At 63.6% G+C, this 20,840-nt stretch carries 21 protein-coding genes; 12 read left to right on the forward strand and 9 right to left on the reverse strand.

The features are described 5' to 3' along the window. Positions 1–12 precede the first annotated feature (12 nt). The 3 genes from API01S_RS11490 to API01S_RS11500 form a co-directional block, all read right to left on the reverse strand. A complete protein-coding gene (locus API01S_RS11490; RefSeq protein WP_006218355.1) occupies positions 13–774 on the reverse strand; it encodes an SDR family oxidoreductase in 762 nt (253 codons plus the stop codon). Beyond that, positions 774–1,985 (reverse strand): ABC transporter substrate-binding protein, encoded by a 1,212-nt coding sequence (locus API01S_RS11495; protein ID WP_006218356.1) that lies wholly within the window; start codon positions 1,983–1,985, stop codon positions 774–776. The genes API01S_RS11490 and API01S_RS11495 overlap by 1 nt, the downstream gene beginning before the upstream one ends. Positions 1,986–2,076: 91 nt before the next feature. Continuing rightward, on the reverse strand, positions 2,077–2,475 hold the full coding sequence (locus API01S_RS11500) for a cupin domain-containing protein (RefSeq protein ID WP_006218357.1): 399 nt from the start codon (positions 2,473–2,475) through the stop codon (positions 2,077–2,079). 175 nt (positions 2,476–2,650) lie between these two features. Here API01S_RS11500 and API01S_RS11505 point away from each other — a divergent pair, with 175 nt between their 5' ends. The 7 genes from API01S_RS11505 (at position 2,651) to API01S_RS11535 (ending at position 8,135) form a co-directional block, all read left to right on the forward strand. Then, the gene (locus tag API01S_RS11505; RefSeq protein ID WP_061304529.1) at positions 2,651–3,430 is read left to right on the forward strand and encodes an SDR family NAD(P)-dependent oxidoreductase; all 780 of its coding nucleotides are present in this window, start codon (positions 2,651–2,653) and stop codon (positions 3,428–3,430) included. A 10-nt stretch (positions 3,431–3,440) separates the two neighbouring features. Continuing rightward, complete coding sequence (locus API01S_RS11510) at positions 3,441–4,211, forward strand: ABC transporter ATP-binding protein (RefSeq protein WP_006218360.1); 771 nt, start codon at positions 3,441–3,443, stop codon at positions 4,209–4,211. Between the two features lies 1 nt (position 4,212). Then, entirely contained in the window at positions 4,213–4,905 is a 693-nt protein-coding gene (locus API01S_RS11515) for an ABC transporter ATP-binding protein (RefSeq protein WP_061304531.1), read from the forward strand. Between the two features lie 13 nt (positions 4,906–4,918). Beyond that, positions 4,919–6,796: an ABC transporter permease gene (locus API01S_RS11520; protein ID WP_039883019.1), complete on the forward strand. Its 1,878-nt coding sequence runs from the start codon at positions 4,919–4,921 to the stop codon at positions 6,794–6,796. Beyond that, positions 6,796–7,098 carry a Dabb family protein gene (locus API01S_RS11525; RefSeq protein WP_006218364.1) on the forward strand — a complete coding sequence of 101 codons (303 nt, stop codon included), beginning with the start codon at positions 6,796–6,798 and terminating at the stop codon, positions 7,096–7,098. Before API01S_RS11520 ends, API01S_RS11525 begins: the two co-directional genes overlap by 1 nt. 170 nt (positions 7,099–7,268) lie before the next feature. Further along, positions 7,269–7,964: a fumarylacetoacetate hydrolase family protein gene (locus API01S_RS11530; protein WP_061304533.1), complete on the forward strand. Its 696-nt coding sequence runs from the start codon at positions 7,269–7,271 to the stop codon at positions 7,962–7,964. Between the two features lie 39 nt (positions 7,965–8,003). Beyond that, a complete protein-coding gene (locus API01S_RS11535; RefSeq protein ID WP_006218367.1) occupies positions 8,004–8,135 on the forward strand; it encodes an entericidin A/B family lipoprotein in 132 nt (43 codons plus the stop codon). A 79-nt stretch (positions 8,136–8,214) separates the two neighbouring features. Here API01S_RS11535 and API01S_RS11540 read toward each other — a convergent pair whose 3' ends face one another. The 3 genes from API01S_RS11540 to API01S_RS11550 are packed head-to-tail and all read right to left on the reverse strand — an operon-like array spanning position 8,215 to position 10,897. Continuing rightward, positions 8,215–9,918 (reverse strand): PhoH family protein, encoded by a 1,704-nt coding sequence (locus tag API01S_RS11540; RefSeq protein ID WP_061304534.1) that lies wholly within the window; start codon positions 9,916–9,918, stop codon positions 8,215–8,217. 56 nt (positions 9,919–9,974) lie between these two features. After that, positions 9,975–10,439 carry a peroxiredoxin gene (locus tag API01S_RS11545; RefSeq protein WP_061304536.1) on the reverse strand — a complete coding sequence of 155 codons (465 nt, stop codon included), beginning with the start codon at positions 10,437–10,439 and terminating at the stop codon, positions 9,975–9,977. Next, the gene (locus API01S_RS11550) at positions 10,436–10,897 is read right to left on the reverse strand and encodes an Mth938-like domain-containing protein (protein WP_050727711.1); all 462 of its coding nucleotides are present in this window, start codon (positions 10,895–10,897) and stop codon (positions 10,436–10,438) included. Before API01S_RS11550 ends, API01S_RS11545 begins: the two co-directional genes overlap by 4 nt. A 328-nt stretch (positions 10,898–11,225) precedes the next feature. Between API01S_RS11550 and alaC the strand changes: the two genes are divergently transcribed. The 4 genes from alaC to API01S_RS11570 all read left to right on the forward strand — a co-directional run bounded on the left by alaC (position 11,226) and on the right by API01S_RS11570 (position 15,575). After that, positions 11,226–12,413 carry an alanine transaminase gene (gene alaC, locus API01S_RS11555; RefSeq protein WP_006218372.1) on the forward strand — a complete coding sequence of 396 codons (1,188 nt, stop codon included), beginning with the start codon at positions 11,226–11,228 and terminating at the stop codon, positions 12,411–12,413. Between the two features lie 47 nt (positions 12,414–12,460). Next, complete coding sequence (locus tag API01S_RS11560; RefSeq protein WP_050728147.1) at positions 12,461–13,765, forward strand: homoserine dehydrogenase; 1,305 nt, start codon at positions 12,461–12,463, stop codon at positions 13,763–13,765. Next, positions 13,762–15,171, forward strand: coding sequence for a threonine synthase (thrC, locus tag API01S_RS11565; protein WP_061304538.1), 1,410 nt, complete (start codon positions 13,762–13,764; stop codon positions 15,169–15,171). The genes API01S_RS11560 and thrC overlap by 4 nt, the downstream gene beginning before the upstream one ends. Before the next feature lie 182 nt (positions 15,172–15,353). Beyond that, a complete protein-coding gene (locus API01S_RS11570) occupies positions 15,354–15,575 on the forward strand; it encodes a YgdI/YgdR family lipoprotein (RefSeq protein WP_006218375.1) in 222 nt (73 codons plus the stop codon). 73 nt (positions 15,576–15,648) lie between these two features. Here the strand turns inward: API01S_RS11570 and API01S_RS11575 are convergent, their stop codons facing one another. Continuing rightward, a complete protein-coding gene (locus API01S_RS11575; RefSeq protein ID WP_006218377.1) occupies positions 15,649–16,668 on the reverse strand; it encodes a class 1 fructose-bisphosphatase in 1,020 nt (339 codons plus the stop codon). A 10-nt stretch (positions 16,669–16,678) separates the two neighbouring features. Continuing rightward, positions 16,679–19,384, reverse strand: a complete 2,706-nt coding sequence (pepN, locus tag API01S_RS11580) for an aminopeptidase N (RefSeq protein WP_061304540.1) — start codon at positions 19,382–19,384, stop codon at positions 16,679–16,681. Positions 19,385–19,534: 150 nt separating this feature from the next. Between pepN and API01S_RS11585 the strand changes: the two genes are divergently transcribed. Next, complete coding sequence (locus tag API01S_RS11585; RefSeq protein ID WP_039883024.1) at positions 19,535–20,173, forward strand: DUF4136 domain-containing protein; 639 nt, start codon at positions 19,535–19,537, stop codon at positions 20,171–20,173. Between the two features lie 88 nt (positions 20,174–20,261). On the opposite strand, the gene API01S_RS11590 is transcribed toward API01S_RS11585, so the two are convergent. Further along, positions 20,262–20,645, reverse strand: a complete 384-nt coding sequence (locus tag API01S_RS11590) for an H-NS histone family protein (protein WP_006218380.1) — start codon at positions 20,643–20,645, stop codon at positions 20,262–20,264. Positions 20,646–20,840 lie beyond the last annotated feature (195 nt).

Here is a 20,840-nt window from a genome sequence, read left to right on the forward strand (position 1 = left end):
GCGGGGACGTGCCTAGTGAATGTGGAAGCCGCCGTTGACGTCGACCACGATGCCGGTTGAATAAGAGGACAGGTCCGAGGCCAGGAAAACGATGGCTTGGGCAACCTCGGCGGGCGAGCCGAAACGTTGCAGCGGAATGCCCTGTTTGAGTTCTTGTTCCCAATTTTCGCCGAATTTCCCCAGCGTCATGTCGGTTTCAATAATGCCGGGCGCCACGCAGTTGGCGCGCACGCCGCGCGGACCCAGTTCGCGTGCAAGCGCCTTGGTGAAACTGATGACGCCTCCCTTCGAGGCCGCGTAATGCGACCCGCCCAGCAGGCCGCCGCCGCGCAAGGCGGCGGTGGACCCCAGGTTGACGATGGCCGGTTGCCGCGTGCTTTGCAGCAAGGCGGGCAGGGCGGCGTGCGTGACGTTGTAGGTGCCGGTCAGGTTGACGTCGAGCATGCGCCGGAATTCGTCTTCGGGCAGGTCCCAGATGCGCGTGGCGGCGACGATGCCCGCGTTGTTGACCAGCACGTCGATGCCGCCCAGCGCCGCGGTGGCACGCGCGATTGCGGTTTCGCACGAAGCGCTGTGCGACACGTCGCAATGCAGGTTCAGGCGGCGGTCCACCAGCGCGTTGGCGCCGCCTTCGGGGTAGGCGTAGTCCAGCACCGCGACGCTGGCGCCTTGCGCCAGGAAGAGTTCGACGACGGCCGCGCCGATGCCACGGGGGTTGGCGCCCCCCGTGACCACGGCGCGCTTGCCGGCCAGCAGCGCAAGCGCGCCGTCCATCACGACTTCACCAACGAGCAGCCGCCATCCTTGAGCGGACGGAACGCCTGTTCAGCCGGAATCTTGCGCACCAGGTTGTAGTAGTCCCAGTCCCGCTTGGATTCCGACGGCTTCTTGACCTGGAACAGATACAGGTCGCGCATCACGCGGCCGTCTTCGCGGATGCGGCCGTTCTCGGTCATGAAGTCATTGATGGGGGTCTCGTGCATCTTCTTCAGTACGGGTTCGGAGGCGTCCGTGCCCGCGGCCTTCACAGCGTTCAGATAGTGCATGGTGGCGCTGTAGTTGCTGGCCTGCACCATCGACGGCATGCGGCCCGTGCGCTTGAAATAGCGCTCCGACCATTGGCGCGCCTTGTCGTCCTGATCCCAATAGAACGGTTCGACCAGGTTGAGCCCCTGCGCGTATTCCAGGCCCACGCTGCGCACGTCCACGATGCTCATGAACAGCGCGGCCACGCGTTGCTTGCTGCCCATGATGCCGAATTCGAACGCCTGCTTGATGCTGTTGATGGTGTCGCCGCTGCCGTTGGCCAGGCCGATGACCTGTGCCTTGGATGCCTGCGCCTGCAACAGGAACGACGAGAAGTCCGAGCTGGCGATGGGGTGGCGCACGCTGCCCACGACCTGGCCGCCCTTGGCCTTCACGACGGCCATGGCGTCGCGTTCCAGCGAGTGGCCGAACGCGTAATCCGAGGTGATGAAGAACCAGCTCTTGCCGCCGTCCTCGATCACGCCATTGGCTACGCCCGTGGCGTAGGCATAGGTGTCGTAGGTCCAGTGCATGCCATTGGGCGAACACGCCTTGCCGGTCAGGTCGGCCGAGCCGGCGCTGGTGAAGATGACGACGCGCTTCATCTGACGGGTCAGGTCCTGCACCGCCAGGGCGATGGCCGAGTTGGGCACGTCCAGGATCAGGTCCACCTTGTCGTTTTCGTACCAGCGGCGCGCCACTGACACCCCGATGTCGACCTTGTTCTGATGGTCGGCCGAGATCACCTCGATGGGCTTGCCCAGCACCTGGCCGCCGAAATCCTCGACCGCCATCTTCACGGCCTCGACGCCGAACTTGCCGGACAGGTCCGCCATCATGCCGGACTGGTCGCCCAGCACGCCGATCTTCACGACATCGTCCGATACCTGCGCCATGGCGGGCACGGACAGGGCGCCCAGCACGCAGGCGGCCAGGCTGTTCTTGAAACGGGTCTTCATGGGGTGTCTCCTTGGGGGCTTTGATTTTGTGCGCGCCGCCCTGTGCCGGGCGGTCATGCGGGGTATTGCACGGTTGAGAAAGCCGGTGTGTCTACTCCAGCGTCTGGCCGGCGTAGGCGTCGATGAACATATTGGGCTTCAGGAAAAAGCTCAGGACGAGGGCGCCGTTGGGCGCACGGGCCACGTGCTGGTTGCCGCGCGGACGCCAGACGTAGTCGCCCGCGCAGACCTCGCCTTCGGCATCCACGATGGAGCCTTCCAGCACATAGGTCTGTTCGACTTCCACGTGCTCGTGCAGCGGCAGCTCGGTGCCGGGCTGCCAGCGGAACAGTGCGGTGAGCAGGCCGGTTTCCTTGTCCTGCATCAGCACCTTCATCTCGATGCCTTCCACCTGCGTGGGTTTCCAGGGCAGCTCGGCCACTTTGAGAAAGCGCGATGCCAAGGGCGGCAGCGCATTGGCGGCGTCGCAGCCGGGGGTTTCGAGGGCCATGATTGTCTCCTAGCCAAAACTTCGTTATCGAAGATAAAGCAAAAATCTTGTTATTGAGTGTTTAAAAATAGTCGCGTATATTGAGATTGATGTCAACTTTGTTTTTGCATCTGGAAAGCAAGGACGACACAGGCCGGACCTAGAGATCCGGTGCATATAAAACAAGGAGACAAGCTTGAAACACGACTATCTGGACCAGACGTTCGGGCTGGCGGGACGCGTCGCGCTGGTGACGGGGGCCGCGCGGGGCCTGGGCTACGCCATCGCCCATGCGCTGGGCCGCGCGGGGGCGCGCGTGGTGGTCAACGACCTGTCGCAGGACGCTTGCGATGCGGCCGCCGCCAAGTTATCCGCGCTGGGCATCGACGCGCATGGCATGCCGTTCGATGTGGCCGACGCGGCCGCGGTGGAAGATGCCATCGCGCGGCTGGACGATGCCGGCCTGTCCGTCGATGTGCTGGTCAGCAACGCAGGCAACCAGAATCGCAAGCCGGTCGTCGAGATGTCTCCGGCCGAATGGCAGGCCTTGCAGAACGTACACGTGAACGGCGCTTTCCATTGCGCGCGCGCCGTGTTGCCCGGCATGGGCAAGCGCGGCTTCGGCCGTATCGTGCTGATGTCGTCGGTGGCCGGGCAGGCGACCATGCCGAACATCGCGGCCTATGCCACCGCCAAAGGCGCCATCGCCGCCTTCACGCGTGCACTGGCCGTGGAATATGGCGCCAGCGGCATCACCTGCAACGCATTGGCGCCGGGTTTCGTGCGCACCGATTTCACGCAGGGCCTGCAAGACAATCCGCAGTTCCAATCCTTCCTGTCGGCCTCGGTGCCGGTGGGGCGTTGGGCTACGCCGGAAGATGTCGCGCCCGCCGTGGTGTACCTGGCCTCGAAGGCCGCTTCGTTCGTCAACGGGCATGTCCTGGCGATCGACGGCGGCCTGTTGGCCCGCATGTAAGGGGCGCGCCATGACGACCTCAAGCACCCCGGCGGTCCTGTCCGCGCAGGGGCTGGTCAAGCGCTTCGGCGGCTTCAATGCCGTGGATGGCGTGACCCTTGCCCTGCACGAAGGCTCCATCCATGCGCTGATCGGCCCCAACGGCGCCGGCAAGACCACTTGCTTCAACCTGCTGACCAAATTCCTGACGCCGGACGAGGGCGTCATCCATTACCGGGGCCGCGACATCACGGCGCTGGCGCCGGAGCAGATCGCGCGTCTGGGTATCGTGCGCTCGTTCCAGATTTCGGCGGTGTTCCTGGGCCTGACGGTGTTGCAGAACATGCGCGTGGCGCTGATGCGCCAGCACGGCGACGGCATGCGTTTCTGGCGCAGCCGCCGTAGCGTCGACCGGCTGAACGAACGCGGAATGGAATTGCTGGACGCGGTCGGCCTGGCCAATCTGGCGGACACGACAGCGGCCATGTTGCCGTATGGCCGCAAGCGCGCGCTGGAAATCGCGATGACGCTGGCGCTGGACCCCGACATCATGCTGCTGGATGAACCGATGGCAGGACTGGGCCAGGAAGACGTGGCCCGCATCGCCGCGCTGATCCGGCGCGTGGCGGTGAATCGAAGCATTCTCATGGTCGAGCACAACCTGTCCGTGGTGGCGGACCTGTCCGACACCATCACCGTGCTGGCGCGCGGCGCCGTGCTGGCCCAGGGCGACTACGCCGCCGTGTCGCGCGATGAACGCGTCATTACCGCGTACATGGGCTCGGACGAGGAGGCGCACTGACATGCTGGACATCAACGACCTGAACGCCTGGTACGGGGAATCCCACGTGCTGCACGGCGTGAACATCGACGTCAAGCGCGGCGAACTCGTCACCATCCTGGGCCGCAACGGCGCCGGCAAGACGACAACGCTGCGCGCCATCATGGGCATCCTGGACAAGCGGCGCGGCTCCATCCGGCTGAACGGCCAGGAAACGGTGGGCATGGCGCCACACCGCATTCCGCGCCTGGGCGTGGTCTATTGCCCGGAAGAGCGCGCCGTATTCCGCAGCTTGAGCGTCACGGAAAACCTGCTGCTGCCGCCGCGCCTGGCCGACGGCGGCATGTCGCTGGACGAGATCTACGCGCTGTTTCCCAACCTGCGCGAACGCAGCGCCAGTTCCGGCGGCAACCTGTCGGGAGGCGAGCAGCAGATGCTGGCCATCGCGCGCATCCTGCGCACCGGGGCCCAGCTGATCCTGCTGGACGAACCCACGGAAGGCCTTGCACCCGTCATCGTGCAGCAGATCGGACAAGCCATCCGCACGCTGAAAGAACGCGGCTTCACCATCGTGCTGGTCGAGCAGAACTTCCGCTTTGCGACCAAGGTGGCCGACCGCCACTACGTCATGGAGCACGGCTGCGTGGTCGATCAGTTGTCGGCGGAAGAAGCGCGTCGCGATCCTGCCCGGATCGCCCGGCGCCTGGGCGTCTGAAAGGAGAATCCCTGTGTTCGAAATTTTCGGTGTGCCGTCCACGGCGCTGTTCGGCCAGCTGTTGCTGGGCCTGATCAACGGGTCTTTCTACGCCTTGCTCTCGATCGGGCTGGCGGTGATCTTCGGCCTGTTGAACATCATCAACTTCGCCCATGGCGCGCAGTACACGGCCGGCGCGTTCCTGGCCTGGATGCTGCTCAATTACCTGGGCGTGAACTATTGGGCCGCGCTGGTGCTGGTGCCGCTCATCATGGCGGTGTTCGCCGTCGTGGTCGAGCGGCTGCTGATTTCCCGCACGTATCGCATGGACCATCTATATGGGCTGCTGCTGACCTTCGGCATCGCGCTGCTGATCGAAGGCGGTCTGCGACAGGCCTATGGCGTGTCCGGCCTGCCGTACACGATCCCGAAAGCCTTGTCCGGCGGCGTGAACCTGGGCTTCATGTTCCTGCCCTGGTATCGCGGATGGGCGGTGGCGGTGTCGCTGGTGCTGTGCCTGGCGGTATGGGTGCTGATCGAGAAGACGCGCGTGGGCGCCATGCTGCGCGCCGCAACAGAGAACCCGACCATCGTGCGTTCCTTCGGTATCAACGTGCCGCTGCTCATTACGCTGACCTACGCGCTGGGCGTGGCGCTGGCCTCGGTGGCCGGCGTGATCGCCGCGCCCATTTACCAGGTCAGCCCGATGATGGGATCCAACCTTGTGGTGGTGGTGTTCGCGGTGGTGGTGATCGGGGGCATGGGGTCCATCATGGGCGCCATCCTCAGCGGCTTCGGCCTGGGCATCATCGAAGGCCTGACCAAAGTGTTCTACCCCGAAGCCGCCAACCTGGCGATCTTCATCATCATGGTGCTGGTGCTGCTGTGCAAACCGGCCGGTCTGTTCGGCAAGCCCTTGCAGGTGCAGAACGTGCTGGCGGCCGAAGCCACGCGCCAGCCGGTGCAACTGAGCCGCCGCGCGATGCGGGTGTCGATGGCGGTGCTGGCGGTGGTGGCGTTGGCCGCGCCCTGGTTCGTCTATCCCACGTTCCTGATGAAGGTGCTGTGCTTCGCGCTGTTTGCCGCGGCGTTCAACCTGCTGGTCGGTTACGTGGGCCTGCTGTCCTTCGGCCATGCGGCGTTCTTCGGCGCGGCGGCGTATGCCACCGGCATTGTCATGAAGGTGCTGGGCGCCACGCCTGAACTCGGACTGCTGGCGGGCGTGGTCACGGGCGGGCTGCTGGGGCTGGCGTTCGGCGCCATCGCCATTCGCCGCCAGGGCATCTACTTCGCGATGATCACGCTGGCCTTATCGCAACTGGTCTATTTCATCGCGGTGCAGGCCGGCTTCACGGGGGGCGAGGACGGCTTGCAGAGCGTGCCGCGCGGCAAGCTGTTCGGCATATTCGACCTGCAAAACGTGATGCCCATGTATTACTTCACGCTGGCCGTGTTCGCGCTGGGCTACGCATTCGTGCTGCGCGTATTGAATTCGCCGTTCGGCGAAGTGATCCGGTCGGTGCGCGACAACGAGCAGCGGGCACGTTCGCTGGGCTATTCGACGTCGCGCTACAAGCTGCTGGCGTTCACGCTGTCGGCATCGGTGGCGGGGCTGGCGGGCGGGCTGAAGGTGCTGGTGTTCGGGGTGGCTTCGCTGACCGATGTGCACTGGCACGCCAACGGCGAGGTGGTGCTGATGGCGCTGCTGGGCGGCATCGGCACGGTGTTCGGGCCGCTGGCCGGCGCGTTCACGTTCGTCTCGCTGCAAAACTATCTGGCGCCGCTGGGGTCGTGGGTGCTGATCGTCCAAGGCGCCATCTTCGTACTGTGCGTGCTGCTGTTGCGAGACGGCATCATGGGATTGGTGTCGCGCGCCTGGCTGGCCGCGACGCGCGCTAACAAGGAGTCCTGATGTTTCTGCATGTGGTGATGTTGCAACTGTCGGCCGCCGCCGATGCCCGTTTTCATGAGCGCGTTCAAGGCTATTGCGACCGCGTGCTGGCCGAATGCGAGGGGGTGTCGGGTTATGCGTTCAGGCCCAATCAGGCCGGCCGCGCCGACGGCCTGACGCACGCGGTGGTGGCGGCCTTCGCCGACGAGGCCGCGCACGACCGCTACCAGGTCTCGCCCGCGCACCAGGAAATGAAAACCTATATGGCGGATTTCATCGAGCGCCTGGTGGTTTTCGATGGGGACATCCCTACGTTTTCCTGAACGAAATGCGGCCGCGCCATGCCGGCCGGAAAGGGATAAACTCGCGGATGATTTTTACCTTCCGCGCCGAGCCAGGGGCGCATGCCCTCGCGGCCCGCGCTGCGGGCCGGGCGCGGAGGTAAGATATTTGGCCGGTTTTCAGTCACGTATTTGTCATAGGTTGATCGCTCATGGACTACGTATTACCTCCCCAGCCGCCCGTCGCGGTGCCCGTGGCCGGCAGCGCCGCGTTGTTTCCGGTGCGCCGCGTCTATTGCGTGGGCCGCAACTACGCTGAACACGCCAAGGAAATGGGCTTCACCGGCCGTGAAGATCCGTTCTTCTTCTGCAAGCCCGCCGATGCGGTGCGCCCGGTGGCCGACGGTGAAACCGGCAAGATGTCGTATCCCCCCAAGACCTCGAACCTGCACTACGAGATGGAACTCGTCGTCGTGCTGGGCAAGGGTGGCCGTGACATCCCGGTCGAGCAGGCCAACGAATGCGTGTGGGGTTACGCGCTGGGTCTGGACATGACCCGCCGCGATCTGCAAGGCGAAATGAAAAAGCAGGGCCGCCCCTGGGAAATCGGCAAGGCCTTCGACGAGTCGGCCCCGATCGGCCCGATCCACCCGCGCAGCGTCGTGGGCACCCTGGACAAGGGCGCGATCTGGCTGGATGTGAATGGCCAGCGCAAGCAGTCCAGCGACATTTCGCAAATGCTCTGGAACATTCCGGAAAGCATTTCCTACCTGTCGGGCCTGTTCGAACTGCAACCGGGCGACATCATCTACACCGGCACGCCGGAAGGCGTAGGCGCCGTGGTGCAGGGCGATGTGATCACGGGCGGCGTGGAAGGGCTGGGCGAACTGCGCGTGCAGATCGTCTGATCCCCCGATTTCGATAGTTTTTGTTCAGGAGTTGACAGCATGCGCGGCAAGATCGTGCTGACCGCCTTTGTCGTATTCGGATTCGTGCTCGCCGGTTGTAATACCGTAGCGGGCATGGGCCGCGATATGTCCCGGGCCGGCAATGCCATCACCAACGCAGCCGACAAGTAATCGTCGACGGCTTGGTCCATGGCAAGAAAAAGCCCCTTGAGCAATCAAGGGGCTTTTTTCATGCGGCGTGCGTGGCGCGTTACAGCACGTCCCCCGCATAGTCGGCCAGGCGGGAACGTTCCCCGCGCTGCAAGGTGACATGGCCGGAATGCGGCCAGCCCTTGAAGCGGTCCACCACGAAGGTCAGGCCCGAACTGCCTTCGGTCAGATAGGGCGTATCGATCTGGGCGACGTTGCCCAGGCAGATCACCTTGGTGCCGGGGCCGGCGCGCGTGACCAGCGTTTTCATCTGCTTGGGCGTCAGGTTCTGGGCCTCGTCGATGATCAGGTACTTGTTCAGGAAGGTGCGGCCGCGCATGAAGTTCAGGGACTTGACCTTGATGCGCGAACGGATCAGGTCCATGGTGGCGGCGCGCCCCCAGTCCCCGTTGCCTTCACCTTCGCCCATGTTGAGCACGTCCAGGTTGTCTTCCAGCGCGCCCATCCAGGGCAACATCTTTTCTTCTTCCGTACCGGGCAGGAAACCGATGTCTTCACCGACGGGCACCGTGACGCGCGTCATGATGATTTCGGTGTAGCGCTTGGTCTCGAGCACCTGCGTGATGCCGGCCGCCAGCGCCAGCAGCGTCTTGCCCGTGCCCGCCTGGCCCAGCAGCGATACGAAATCGCATTCCGGGTTCATCAGCAGGTTCATGGCGAAGTTCTGCTCGCGGTTGCGCGCCGTGATGCCCCAGACGTTGTTCTTGCCGTGGGTGTAATCGCGCAAGGTGGCCAGTACCGCCATCTTGCCGCTGACTTCGCGCACCTGCGCATACAGCGGCATCTGGCCTTCGAAGTAGACGAACTGGTTGACGACGAACTGCGAACACAGCGGGCCGTGGATGCGGTAGAAGGTGGTGCCGCCTTGCTGCCACGATTCCACGTCCTTGCCGTGCTTGTTCCAGAAGTCTTCGGGCAACTGCATCACGCCCGAATACATCAGGTCCGAGTCTTCCAGGACGTGGTCGTTGAAGTAGTCTTCCGCGGCCATGCCCAGCGCGCGCGCCTTCAGGCGCATGTTGATGTCCTTGGACACCAGCACGACCTCGCGCTGCGGGAATTTTTCCTGCAAGGCACGCACGACGCCAAGGATCTGGTTGTCGGCCTTGCCCATGGGCAGGTCCGAGGGCAGCGTGCTGTGGATGGCGGTCGTCTGGAACATCAGCCGGCCGGTGGCGTCCTTGTTGCCCAGCTTGGCCAGCTCCAGGCCTTCATCCAGCTGCGTGGCGTCCTGCACCAGCGCATCCAGCGAGCGGCTGACCTGGCGCGCGTTGCGCGCCACTTCCGACATGCCCTTCTTTTGATGGTCCAGTTCTTCCAGCGTCATCATCGGCAGGAAGATGTCGTGCTCTTCGAAGCGGAACAGCGAGCTGGGGTCGTGCAGCAGCACGTTCGTGTCCAGCACGAACAGCTTGCGCGGTTCGTTCTGGGCGCGCGGCTTGCCGCGCTTGGCAGGAGCAGGGGCGGCCTTGGCCGGACGCGTTTCGGCGCGGACGGCGGTAGGGGCGGCGGGGGCGGGCGGAGGCACCTGGCGCGCGGGAATCTGCGCCTTGCGGGCCGGCGGGGCCATGCCGTCGAGTTCGGGCTGCACGATCAGCTCGTCGTCGTCGTCGTCGGCAAGAGCGGCTTGAGTGTTGGACTGCGCAGCGGCAGTCTTGGTGGTGCGGGCCTGCGCCCGGGCGGATTCGCCCGAGGGGAAGGTCAGGATGGCTGCGGGACGGGTGGGCAACTTCGGAAGCGGCATATGCGTCACTCTCCAGTGTGGGCCGGCTATAGCGCCTGACGGCTGTTCCTGTACGGCTAACCGATGCTTTTTGCGGCCTGCAGGACTTCCTTGGCGTGACCCGGGACCTTCACCCCGCGCCACTCCTGCACCAGCACGCCATAGGCGTCGATCAAAAAGGTGCTGCGCTCGATGCCTCGCACCTGCTTGCCGTACATATTCTTCTGCTTGATGACGCCGAACAGATTGCACACGGTTTCGTCGGCGTCGGAGATGAGCGGGAAAGGAAGTTCGTACTTGGCCTTGAAGTTCTCATGCGACTTGATGGAGTCGCGCGAGATTCCGATGACCACGGCGCTGGCTGCCAAAAATTCGGCGTGCAGGTCGCGGAAGTCCTGGCTTTCACTGGTGCAGCCAGGCGTATTGTCCTTGGGGTAGAAATACAAAATTACGGCACGGCCCTGGCACTGTTCCAGGCTGATCGGACCAATGGTGCTTTCCGCGGTGAATTGCGGGGCGGGCTTGCCGATGCTGGGCGTCATTTCTGTGGATCTCCATTGGGGGGGATGAGAGCGACGACCACGCGTCGGCCCTCTGCCATCAGGATGTTGTAGGTGCGAGAGGCGGCGTGGGTATCCATGATCTCGACGCCGATTCCCATAGCCAACAGGGGACGCAACACTTCGGGACGCAGGAACTGTTGCCGTGCGCCCGTGCCCACCAGCAGTACCTCGGGCGCATTGGCCGGGCGGCTGGGGCTGGCTTCCGGTTCATCCAGGAAAGCCATGGGGTCGCGGACGGGTTCGGTCAAACCGGCCGCCTGATGCAACAGGGAAGAGGTGATGTTGGCCGGCGAGTCAACAGGCCATTCGGTGACTTCGCCTTCGGGGCCAAATGCGACCGACGAGGAAAAACGAACTTGGTTGACCTCGATATAACCCTCACCGTATGCAGTAACGGTGTTAAGGGCGGCCGTCGCAGGATCGGTATGCAGCTTCAATAAAAACTCCGGCTTTATGGGCTTGATGATAGCGCATCAAACTCGCCATGGGTTGCAGTGTTGGGGGCTTCGTTGCTTGACGCCATACGCGGATTCCCTGCCTTGCAACAAGCGGCTTTTTCGCGCGTCGGGAACGTTGAAAAAAAGCCTGTCTTTTCAATGGGGAAACGGACCCGTTTTCGCCCCATTTGCCGCAGGGCCTGCGTTGCGCTAGATTACAGGGTTTTGCTGCGCTGCAATCGTGTGCTGGCGCGGCTTTGAGCCCTTTTCCCCTTCGCGCGACCGCGCCCTGGTTTTTTCGCCCTTTCCGCCCCTAAGGATTCCCATCATGAGGAAGTTCTCTCGCATCGAGCGTTTGCCCCCGTACGTTTTCAACATTACTGGCGAGCTCAAGATGGCGGCGCGGCGGCGGGGCGAGGACATCATCGACATGTCGATGGGCAATCCTGACGGTGCAACGCCCAAGCACATCGTCGACAAGATGGTTGAGGCCACGTCGCGCCCGACCACCCACGGTTATTCGGTGTCCAAGGGCATCCCGCGTTTGCGCAAGGCGATCTGCGACTGGTACCAGCGCCGCTACGCGGTCGAGTTCGATCCGGACTCCGAAGCCATCGTGACGATCGGCTCGAAAGAGGGCCTGGCCCACTTGATGCTGGCGACGCTGGATCGCGGCGACACGGTGCTGGTGCCCAACCCCAGCTACCCGATCCACATCTATGGCGCGGTCATCGCCGGCGCCAACATCCGCTCGGTGCGCATGACGCCCGGCGTGGATTTCTTCGAAGAGCTGGAACGCGCGGTACGCGAGTCCATCCCCAAGCCCAAGATGATGGTGCTGGGTTTTCCCAGCAACCCGACCGCGCAGTGCGTGGACCTGTCGTTCTTCGAACGCGTGGTGGCGCTGGCCAAGGAACACGACATCCTGGTGGTGCATGACCTGGCCTACGCCGACATCACCTTTGACGGCTACGTGGCCCCGTCCATCATGCAGGTGCCCGGCGCGCGCGATGTCGCGGTCGAGTTCTTCACGATGAGCAAAAGCTACAACATGGCGGGCTGGCGCATTGGCTACATGGTCGGCAACCGCGAGCTGGTCAACGCGCTGGCGCGCATCAAGAGCTATCACGACTACGGTACGTTCACGCCCATCCAGGTGGCTTCCATCGCCGCGCTGGACGGTCCGCAGGACTGCGTGAGCGAAATCGTGGCCCAATACCAAAGCCGCCGCGACGTGCTCGTGCGCGGCCTGCACGAAGCAGGTTGGAATGTGGAAATTCCCAAGGCGTCCATGTATATCTGGGCGCAGATCCCCGAGCCCTACAGGGCGATGGGCTCTTTGGAATTTGCCAAGCGTGTCCTGTCGGATGCGAAAGTGGCCGTGTCCCCCGGGATCGGCTTCGGCGAGTATGGCGACGACTACGTACGCTTCGCTCTTATCGAAAACGAGCAGCGCACCCGCCAGGCGGTGCGCGGCATCAAAGATATGTTCCGCAAGGACGGATTGCTGAAATGAATACCCCTGAACGCTCACCCGTCGCGCAAGCCCCCGAGGGCGGCGCGATGCGTCCCATGAAGGTGGGCCTGCTCGGTCTTGGCGTGGTTGGCGGCGGCACGTGGAGCGTGCTGTCCCGCAACGCGGAAGAAATTGCGCGCCGCGCCGGCCGCCGCATCGAAGTCACGCGCGCCGCCGTGCGCGACGTGGCCAAGGCGCGCGCCCGCGTGGGCGACTCGATCCTGGTCGATACCGACGTGCAGGCACTCGTATGCGACCCGGAAATCGATATCGTCGTTGAACTGATCGGTGGCGACACGCTGGCGCTGGAATTGGTGATGAAGGCGATTGCCAATGGCAAGCACGTCGTCACCGCCAACAAGGCGCTGCTGGCCAAGCACGGCAACGAGATCTTCGCCGCCGCTTACGAGCGTGGCGTGATGGTCACGTTCGAAGCCGCGGTGGCGGGCGGCATCCCCATCATCAAGGCGATCCGCGAAGGCCTGACCGCCAACCGCATCCAGTGGGTGGCCGGCATCATCAACGGCACCACCAACTTCATCCTGTCCGAAATGCGTTCGCGCGGGCTGCCGTTTGCCGACGTGCTGGCCGAAGCCCAGCGCCTGGGCTACGCCGAAGCCGATCCCACCTTCGACGTGGAAGGCGTGGACGCCGCGCACAAGCTGACGCTGCTGGCCTCGCTGGCCTTCGGCGTGCCGGTGCAGTTCGACCGTGCCTACATTGAAGGCATCTCGCAGCTGGCCGCCGAAGACATCGAGCATGCCGAGCGCCTGGGCTATCGCATCAAGCTGCTGGGCGTGACCAAGCGTCGCCCCGATGGCATCGAGCTGCGCGTGCATCCGGCGCTGGTGCCGGCCGAGCGCCTGCTGGCCAATGTCGAGGGCGCGATGAACGCCGTGCTGGTCAAGGGCGATGCCGTGGGTCCCACGCTGTATTACGGCCAGGGCGCAGGTGAAGAGCCGACCGCCTCGGCCGTGGTGGCCGATCTGGTCGACGTGACCCGCCTGCACACGGCCGACCCCGGCAACCGCGTGCCGCATCTGGCGTTCCAGCCCGATGCGATGTCCGACACGCCGATCCTGCCGATCGAACTGGTCAGCACGTCGTACTACCTGCGCCTGCGCGTGGACGATCAGCCGGGCGTGCTGGCGGACATCGCCCGCATTCTGGCCGACCGCTCCATTTCGATCGGGTCGATGATCCAGCAGCCCTCGCATATCGGCGGCGCCGACATCATCTTCCTGACGCATGAGGCCGTGGAAGGCAATATCAACCAGGCCATCGAGCGCATCGAGGCGATGCCGTTCGTACGGTCCAAGGTCACCCGCTTGCGCGTGGAGAACCTGACATGAAATACGTCTCGACCCGGGGCGGCATGGCCGCCCAGCCCTTTTCCGACATCCTGCTGGAAGGCCTGGCGCCCGACGGCGGCCTGGCCGTGCCGGAGCAACTGCCCCAGGTGTCCGAGCAAACGCTGGAATCCTGGCGCGGCCTGTCCTACGCGGATCTGGCGTTCGAAGTGCTGTCGCTGTTCGCCACCGATATTCCCGCCGAGGACCTGCGCCGCCTGACGCGCGCAGCCTACACGCACGAAATCTTCAACAGCGAAGATATCGTCCCGCTGCGTCCGCTGGACGGAGGCCTGTCGTTGCTGGGCCTGTCCGAAGGTCCGACGCTGGCGTTCAAGGACATGGCCATGCAGTTCCTGGGCCAGGTCTTCGAATACGTGCTGGCCAAGCGCGGCACCACGCTGAACATCGTGGGCGCCACCTCGGGCGACACGGGATCGGCCGCCGAATACGCGCTGCGCGGCAAGCAGGGCGTGGCCGTGTTCATGCTGTCGCCGCATGGCCGCATGAGCGCGTTCCAACGCGCGCAGATGTACTCGCTGCAAGACGAGAACATCCACAACATCGCCGTGCGTGGTGTGTTCGACGAAGCGCAGGACATCGTCAAGGCGCTGGCCAGCGACCTGGAATTCAAGACGAAGTACCGCCTGGGCGCGGTCAATTCGATCAACTGGGCGCGCATCGCCGCGCAGGTGGTGTACTACTTCCACGGTTGGCTGCGCGCGACCGACAAACCGGGCCAGCAGGTCTCGTTTGCCGTGCCGTCGGGCAACTTCGGCAACATCCTGTCGGGCCATATCGCGCGCAGCATGGGCTTGCCGGTGCGCCGCCTGGTGCTGGCCACGAACGAGAACAACGTGCTGGAAGAATTCTTCCGCACGGGCGTCTATCGTCCGCGTCCGGCCGAACAGACCTACGCCACCTCCAGCCCGTCGATGGACATCTCGCGCGCGTCCAATTTCGAACGTTTCGTGTTTGATCTGGTGGGCCGCGACGCCGCGCGCGTGAAAGCGCTGTGGGCCGCGCTGGCGCAAGACGGCTCGTTCGATCTGTCCGACCTGAAGCCGCAGTTCGAATCGCGCTACGGCTTCGTGTCCGGCCAAAGCTCGCACGAGGCCCGCCTGGCGACCATCCGCTCGCTCTACGACGAGACCGGCGTGCTGGTCGACCCGCACACGGCCGATGGCGTGAAGGTGGCGCGCGAGTTCGTCGAACCGGGCGTGCCGATGCTGGTGCTGGAAACCGCCTTGCCGGCGAAGTTCTCCGAAACCATCGAAGAAGCGCTGGGCCGTCCGGCCACGCCGCCGGGCAATCTGGCCAATCTGGAATCGCTGCCGCAACGCGTCGAGGTCATGGACTGCACTTTGGCCAACGTACGCCGTTTCATCGAGGCGAACGCCAAGGTCTGAACCTGTAACGGCTTCTGCCGTCTGTAAGCGTAAAACCCCTCGCCGGCGCGTCCGCGAGGGGTTTTTTTACGATCGGGGCGTAGCGGTTTACGTTCTTTCGCAATTTGCCCACAACCCGACACGATATCGGGGCCAGGTTCCCGATACAGTGAATCACCTATTCACACTTGGAGAACACGCCCATGAACCTGAAGACCATGACGTTGGCCCTGGTGGTGACCGGAGTTGGGGTACTGGCCGGATGCTCGTCGCCCTCGGTCATTCAGCAACGGGACGGTAGCTCGACCGTGACGCCCGATGAGCCGACTTACGACAAGAAGTCCGGCATGTATGAGTACGACAAGGACGGCAAGAAGGTCCAGATCAACAAGGACGACGTAAAGTCCATCGAAGAGGTCAAGTGACCGCCGTTGCGCCAGTGGCGCGATAAAAAAAGCCCCTTGAGCAATCAAGGGGCTTTTTGCTTGCGACGCGGAATTACTTCGCCGCTTCTTCAGCGTGGTAACGGCCCACGCGCTCGACTTCGTTCTTCGAGCCCAGGATCACGCTGACGCGCTGGTGCAGCTTGTCGGGCTGGATGTCCATGATGCGCTGAACGCCATTGATCGATGCGCCGCCGGCCTGTTCGACCAGGAAGCTCATCGGGTTCGCTTCATACATCAGGCGCAGTTTGCCGGCCTTGCCGGGTTCGCGCGCATCCCAGGGATACATGAAGATGCCGCCACGGGTCAGGATGCGATGCACGTCCGCGACCATCGAGGCGATCCAGCGCATGTTGTAGTCCTTGCCCAGAGGGCCGGTCGTGCCCGCCAGGCAGTCGTCGACGTAGCGCTTCACGGGCGGGGCCCAGTGGCGCATGTTCGACATGTTGATGGCGAATTCCTTCGTGTCTTCCGGCACGCGGATGTTCTCGTGCGTCAGCACCCACGAACCCATTTCGCGGTCCAGCGTGAAGCCGACCACGCCGTTGCCGATGGTCAGCACCAGCATGGTCTGCGGGCCGTACACGGCGTAGCCGGCCACGACCTGCTTGTTGCCCGGTTGCAGGAAGTCGTCTTCGCAGACCGGAGCGCCCGACACGTTGTGCGGCGCTTGCAGCACCGAGAAGATGGTGCCGATGGAGACGTTCACGTCGATGTTGGACGAACCATCGAGGGGATCGAACAGCAGCAGGTATTCGCCCTTGGGGTAGCGGTTCGGAATCAGATGGATGGTTTCCATTTCTTCCGAGGCCATCGCGGCCAGATGGCCGCCCCATTCGTTGGCTTCGAGCAGGATTTCATTGGACAGCACGTCCAGCTTCTTCTGCACTTCGCCTTGGACGTTTTCGCTTTCCAGGCTGCCCAGGACGCCGCCCAGCGCACCCTTGCTGACGGCGTGGCTGATGGCCTTGCAGGCGCGCGCGACCACTTCGATCAGCAGCCGGACTTCCGGTTGCAGCGCTTGGGCGGAGCGTTGTTGCTCCACCAGGTATTGAGTGAGTGTTTTACGTTTCAAGAGGGTCTCCCTATGCTGCGAATTCTAAAGCCTTGGATACGATTTCCTGCACGTTGCGCGACAAGCCCTCATGGGCGCGCACTTGTTGCAGCGCGGCCTGCATGGGCGTGCGCAGGGCTGGCACAAAGCGCGACCAGTTATCCAGCGCGCGCGCCAGCCGGGCCGCGATTTCGGGGTTCAATGCGTCCAGCGCCAGGACCTGCTCGGCCCAGAACGCATAGCCCGAACCATCCGGGTGATGCATGCCGCGCGCATTGTTCAGGCAGAACTGGAAAATCAGCGCGCGGGCGCGGTTGGGGTTGCGCAGCGTGAAGGCGGGATGCGTCATGAGCGCGCGCGCGGTCTGCACCGTGGTCGAGCGGGCGGCCGCCTGCAAGGCAAACCACTTGTCCACCACCAGCGGGTTGTCGCGCCACTTGTCGTAGAACGCCGCCAATGCCTGCTGCGGGAAGTCGCCCTGGCCGAAGTTGATCAGGGCAGACAGCGCGGCCATGCTGTCGGTCATGTTGCCGGCATGCTCGTACTGGTGCTCGGCCAGGCGCTGGGCATCGTGCTCGCCCGCGGCCAGCAAATGGCTCAACGCCAGGTTCTTCAGTGCCCGCTTGCCGGCTGGCACTGGCGCGGGGCTGTATTCGCCCGGCGTCTGGTTGTCGTCAAAAGCCTGACGCAAGGGCTCGGCCAACTGGCGGCCAAGTTCGGCGCGCAGGAAGTCGCGGGCCACGGCCAACGCGGGCGGGTCGACGGCGTGCATGCGTTCGGCCAGCGTCTTTTCAGACGGCAACGCCAGCGCGCGGGCGCGGTAGGCGGCGTCGAGCGCCGGGTCGGTCAGCAGCGCGCGCCACGCGTTGATGAACGCGGTGTCGGCATGCAGGGTGCGGCCTGCCTGACGGGCTTCGGCCAAGGCCAGGATCTGGCGCGTGGCCAATTCCTGGCCGGCTTCCCAGCGGGCGAACGGGTTGGTGTCGTGCGCGGACAGCAGCGCCAGTTCTTCGTCGGTCCAGTCGTAGTCGACGATGACGGGGGCCGAGAAGTCACGCAGCAAGGACGGCACGGGCCGTTCATCGATGTCTTCAAATACCCATTGCTGGCTGGCCGTGGTCAGTTCAAGCAGCGCGGTGTCGCGCGTGGCGCCTTCATGGCGCAGCGGCAGGGCGCGGCCGTCCTGGTCCAGCAGGCCAAGCGCGAAGGGGATGTGGTACGGCGCTTTCACATAATCGGCGCCGGCCTTTTTTTCGACTCCCACGGGCTGGCATTGCTGGGTCAGCGTGACGGTGCAGCGGCGCGTGGTGGCGTCGTGCTCAAGCTTGACAGCGACGCGCGGCGTGCCTGCCTGGCGGTACCAGCGACGGAATACCGACAGGTCGCGGCCCGGGTGTTGGCGGATATAGACCGATTCCATGGCGTCGACGAAGTCGTCGCACGTGACGGCCTGGCCGTCGTGCCGGCGAAAATACTCGTCCATGCCCGCGCGGAAACCTTCCTCGCCCAGCAGCGTGTGCTGCATGCGGATGACCTCGGCGCCTTTTTCATACACGGTGGCCGTGTAGAAATTGCCAATTTCCTGGTAGCTCTCGGGGCGGATGGGGTGGGCCATGGGGCCCGCGTCTTCGGGGAACTGCGCGGCGCGCAGCGCCACCACATCGTCGATGCGCTTGACGGCGCGCGCGCTGGCTGCCGCGGCGGCGTCCATGTCGTGGGCCATCATGTCGGCGCTGAATTCCTGGTCGCGGAAAACCGTCAACCCTTCTTTCAGGCTCAGTTGGAACCAGTCTCGGCACGTGACGCGGTTGCCGGTCCAGTTGTGGAAGTATTCATGCCCGATGACGGACTCGATGCCTTCGTAGTTGGCGTCCGTGGCGCTGGCGGCGTCGGCCAGCACGTAGGCCGCGTTGAAGATGTTCAAGCCCTTGTTTTCCATCGCGCCCATGTTGAAATCATGGACGGCGACGATCATGAAGCGGTCCAGGTCCAACTCCAGGCCAAAGCGGGTTTCGTCCCAGCGCAGCGCGCGCACCAGCGAATCCAGCGCCCATTCGGTCTTGGTTTCAGAACCCGGGTCGCTATAGACCTGTAGCAGCACGTCGCGGCCGCTGGCCGTCTTGACGGTGGTTTCGCGGTGCGTCAGGTTGCCGGCCACCAGGGCGAACAGGTAGCAGGGCTTGGGGAACGGGTCTTCCCATTCGACTTCGTTGCGGCCGTCGGGCAACTGGCGCGAGGCCAGGAGGTTGCCGTTGGACAGCAGCACGGGATATTGCGGCTGCGCCCGCAGCGTCACGCGGTAGCGCGACATTACGTCGGGACGGTCAGCAAACCAGGTGATGCGACGAAACCCCTCGGCTTCGCACTGCGTGAAGAAATTGCCGCCCGATACATACAGGCCCATGAGCGTGGAGTTCGCGGACGGTTTGCAGCGGCTGACGATTTCGACCGTGGCGTCGGCCGGCAGGCCGTAAATGGCCAGGCTGTGCTCGGACAGGTGATAAGCGTCGGCCGCCAAGGGGGCGCCGTTGACACCTACCGACACGAGTTCCAGGTCTTCCCCGTCGAGGATCAGGGCGGCGTCGGCGCTGGCGCCGGGCTTGCGTTGCACGTGCATGGAGCAGCGCACTTCGGTGGCGTCGGGCGCCAGGTCGAAGGCCAGGGCGACTTCAGGAATGTCGTAGGGGTAGGGCTGGTAATCCTTGCGATAAACGGTAATGGGCGTGTCGGTGCGCATGGAGTTGCAGTCCTGGTTTGAACAAGGAGTCTATTGTAGTAGCTGGGCGTGGGCCGCAGTCTGGGGCGTGCGGACTACGGCAAACTTTTTGCCGCCCGCCAAGTCAAAGCTCAGTATGATGGCGCCGTCGCGCGCAACAGGAGTCGCAAAATGTTCCGAAAGTCGTTGTTCAGTGTTGGCCGTTGGGCCGGATTAATGGCCTTGGCCGGAACGCTGGCATTGACAGGTTGCGCCGCGCCTTCCGTTTCCGCGCGGGTGACATCGTTTCAGCAATGGCCTGCGGGCGTTGAAGGACAGACTTACCAATTCGTCGCTGCCGATCCCAACCAACTGAATAATCTGGAATACCAGTCCTATCAGGACATGGTGCGCGCCGGCATCGGCGCAACCGGCCTGGTCGAGGCGCAGCCGGGCGTCAAGGCGCGTTTTGACGTGTCATTTACCTACGGCACCAGCCAGACTCAGGTGATGGTGCGTCGCGCCTACGATCCTTACTTCTATGGCGGCTACGGCTACGGCGGCTTTTATGGGCCGCGTCCCTGGGGCGGCGGCTATGGATACTGGGGCCCGGAATGGGTGGATGTGCCCATGGCAGTCCAACGAAACACCCTGAGCCTGAAGATCCGTGACACGCAGCACGGCGGCGCCGAGGTATACCGTTCCACCGCCTTCATACTCAGCCAGGGCGATGATTTCGTGCGCACGATGCCGTATCTGGTGCGCGCGATATTCGACAATTTCCCTGGGAATAATGGGGCCGAACGCGAAATCGAATTCCCGCTGCGGTAAGCCGCAGCGGCTCTTCCAGACGGGGCTTCAAAATAAAATCGGCGCACCAGATTGGTGCGCCGATTTATTTCTTACTGCAGAATAGGTTTTATTCTTTGATAAGAAAACTATCGCGAGTCGCGCCCGATGCTTCTTCGGCGGCGAGCCAACGCGGAGCTTTGCCGCGGCCGCTCCAGGTTTCACCGGTTTGCGGGTGGCGATACTTGGGGGCAACGGCGCGCTTCGCGGCGGAGGCGGGGCGCGCAGCCGCGCCAGCCTTGCGTCGGCCGCCAGGAGCCACACGTGCGGGCTTGCCCGAACCGTATGCCGCAATGATTTCTTCCGGGGTGATGTCGTATTCGCGCATGGACGTGATGATGGAGCTGATCACGGGCTTGCGGCGCTTCGTTTGAAGGACTTCCGCCTTCTTTTGAAGCTTGTTGATTTCCTTCTCGATCTTTGCTTGCAGAGCTGCGTATGTTTCTCGGGCCATGGTTTGTTCCTGATTATGGAACTGCTTTAATCGCCGGCGAAGTAATGTTTAATTGTTGTGCTTCGCATAATACAGAAGTTACGGGTTGACTTCTCTATTTTCAAGCTAATTACTTTGTATCAAAAGGGCCGCAAAGCCTGTCGGTATGCGGACCAGCGGCAGGAGCAAGTTTTGGGAAGAATATTCCCAAATTTG

This window comes from Achromobacter piechaudii NBRC 102461 (genome assembly GCF_001571245.1).
Classification (GTDB): domain Bacteria; phylum Pseudomonadota; class Gammaproteobacteria; order Burkholderiales; family Burkholderiaceae_B; genus Achromobacter; species Achromobacter piechaudii.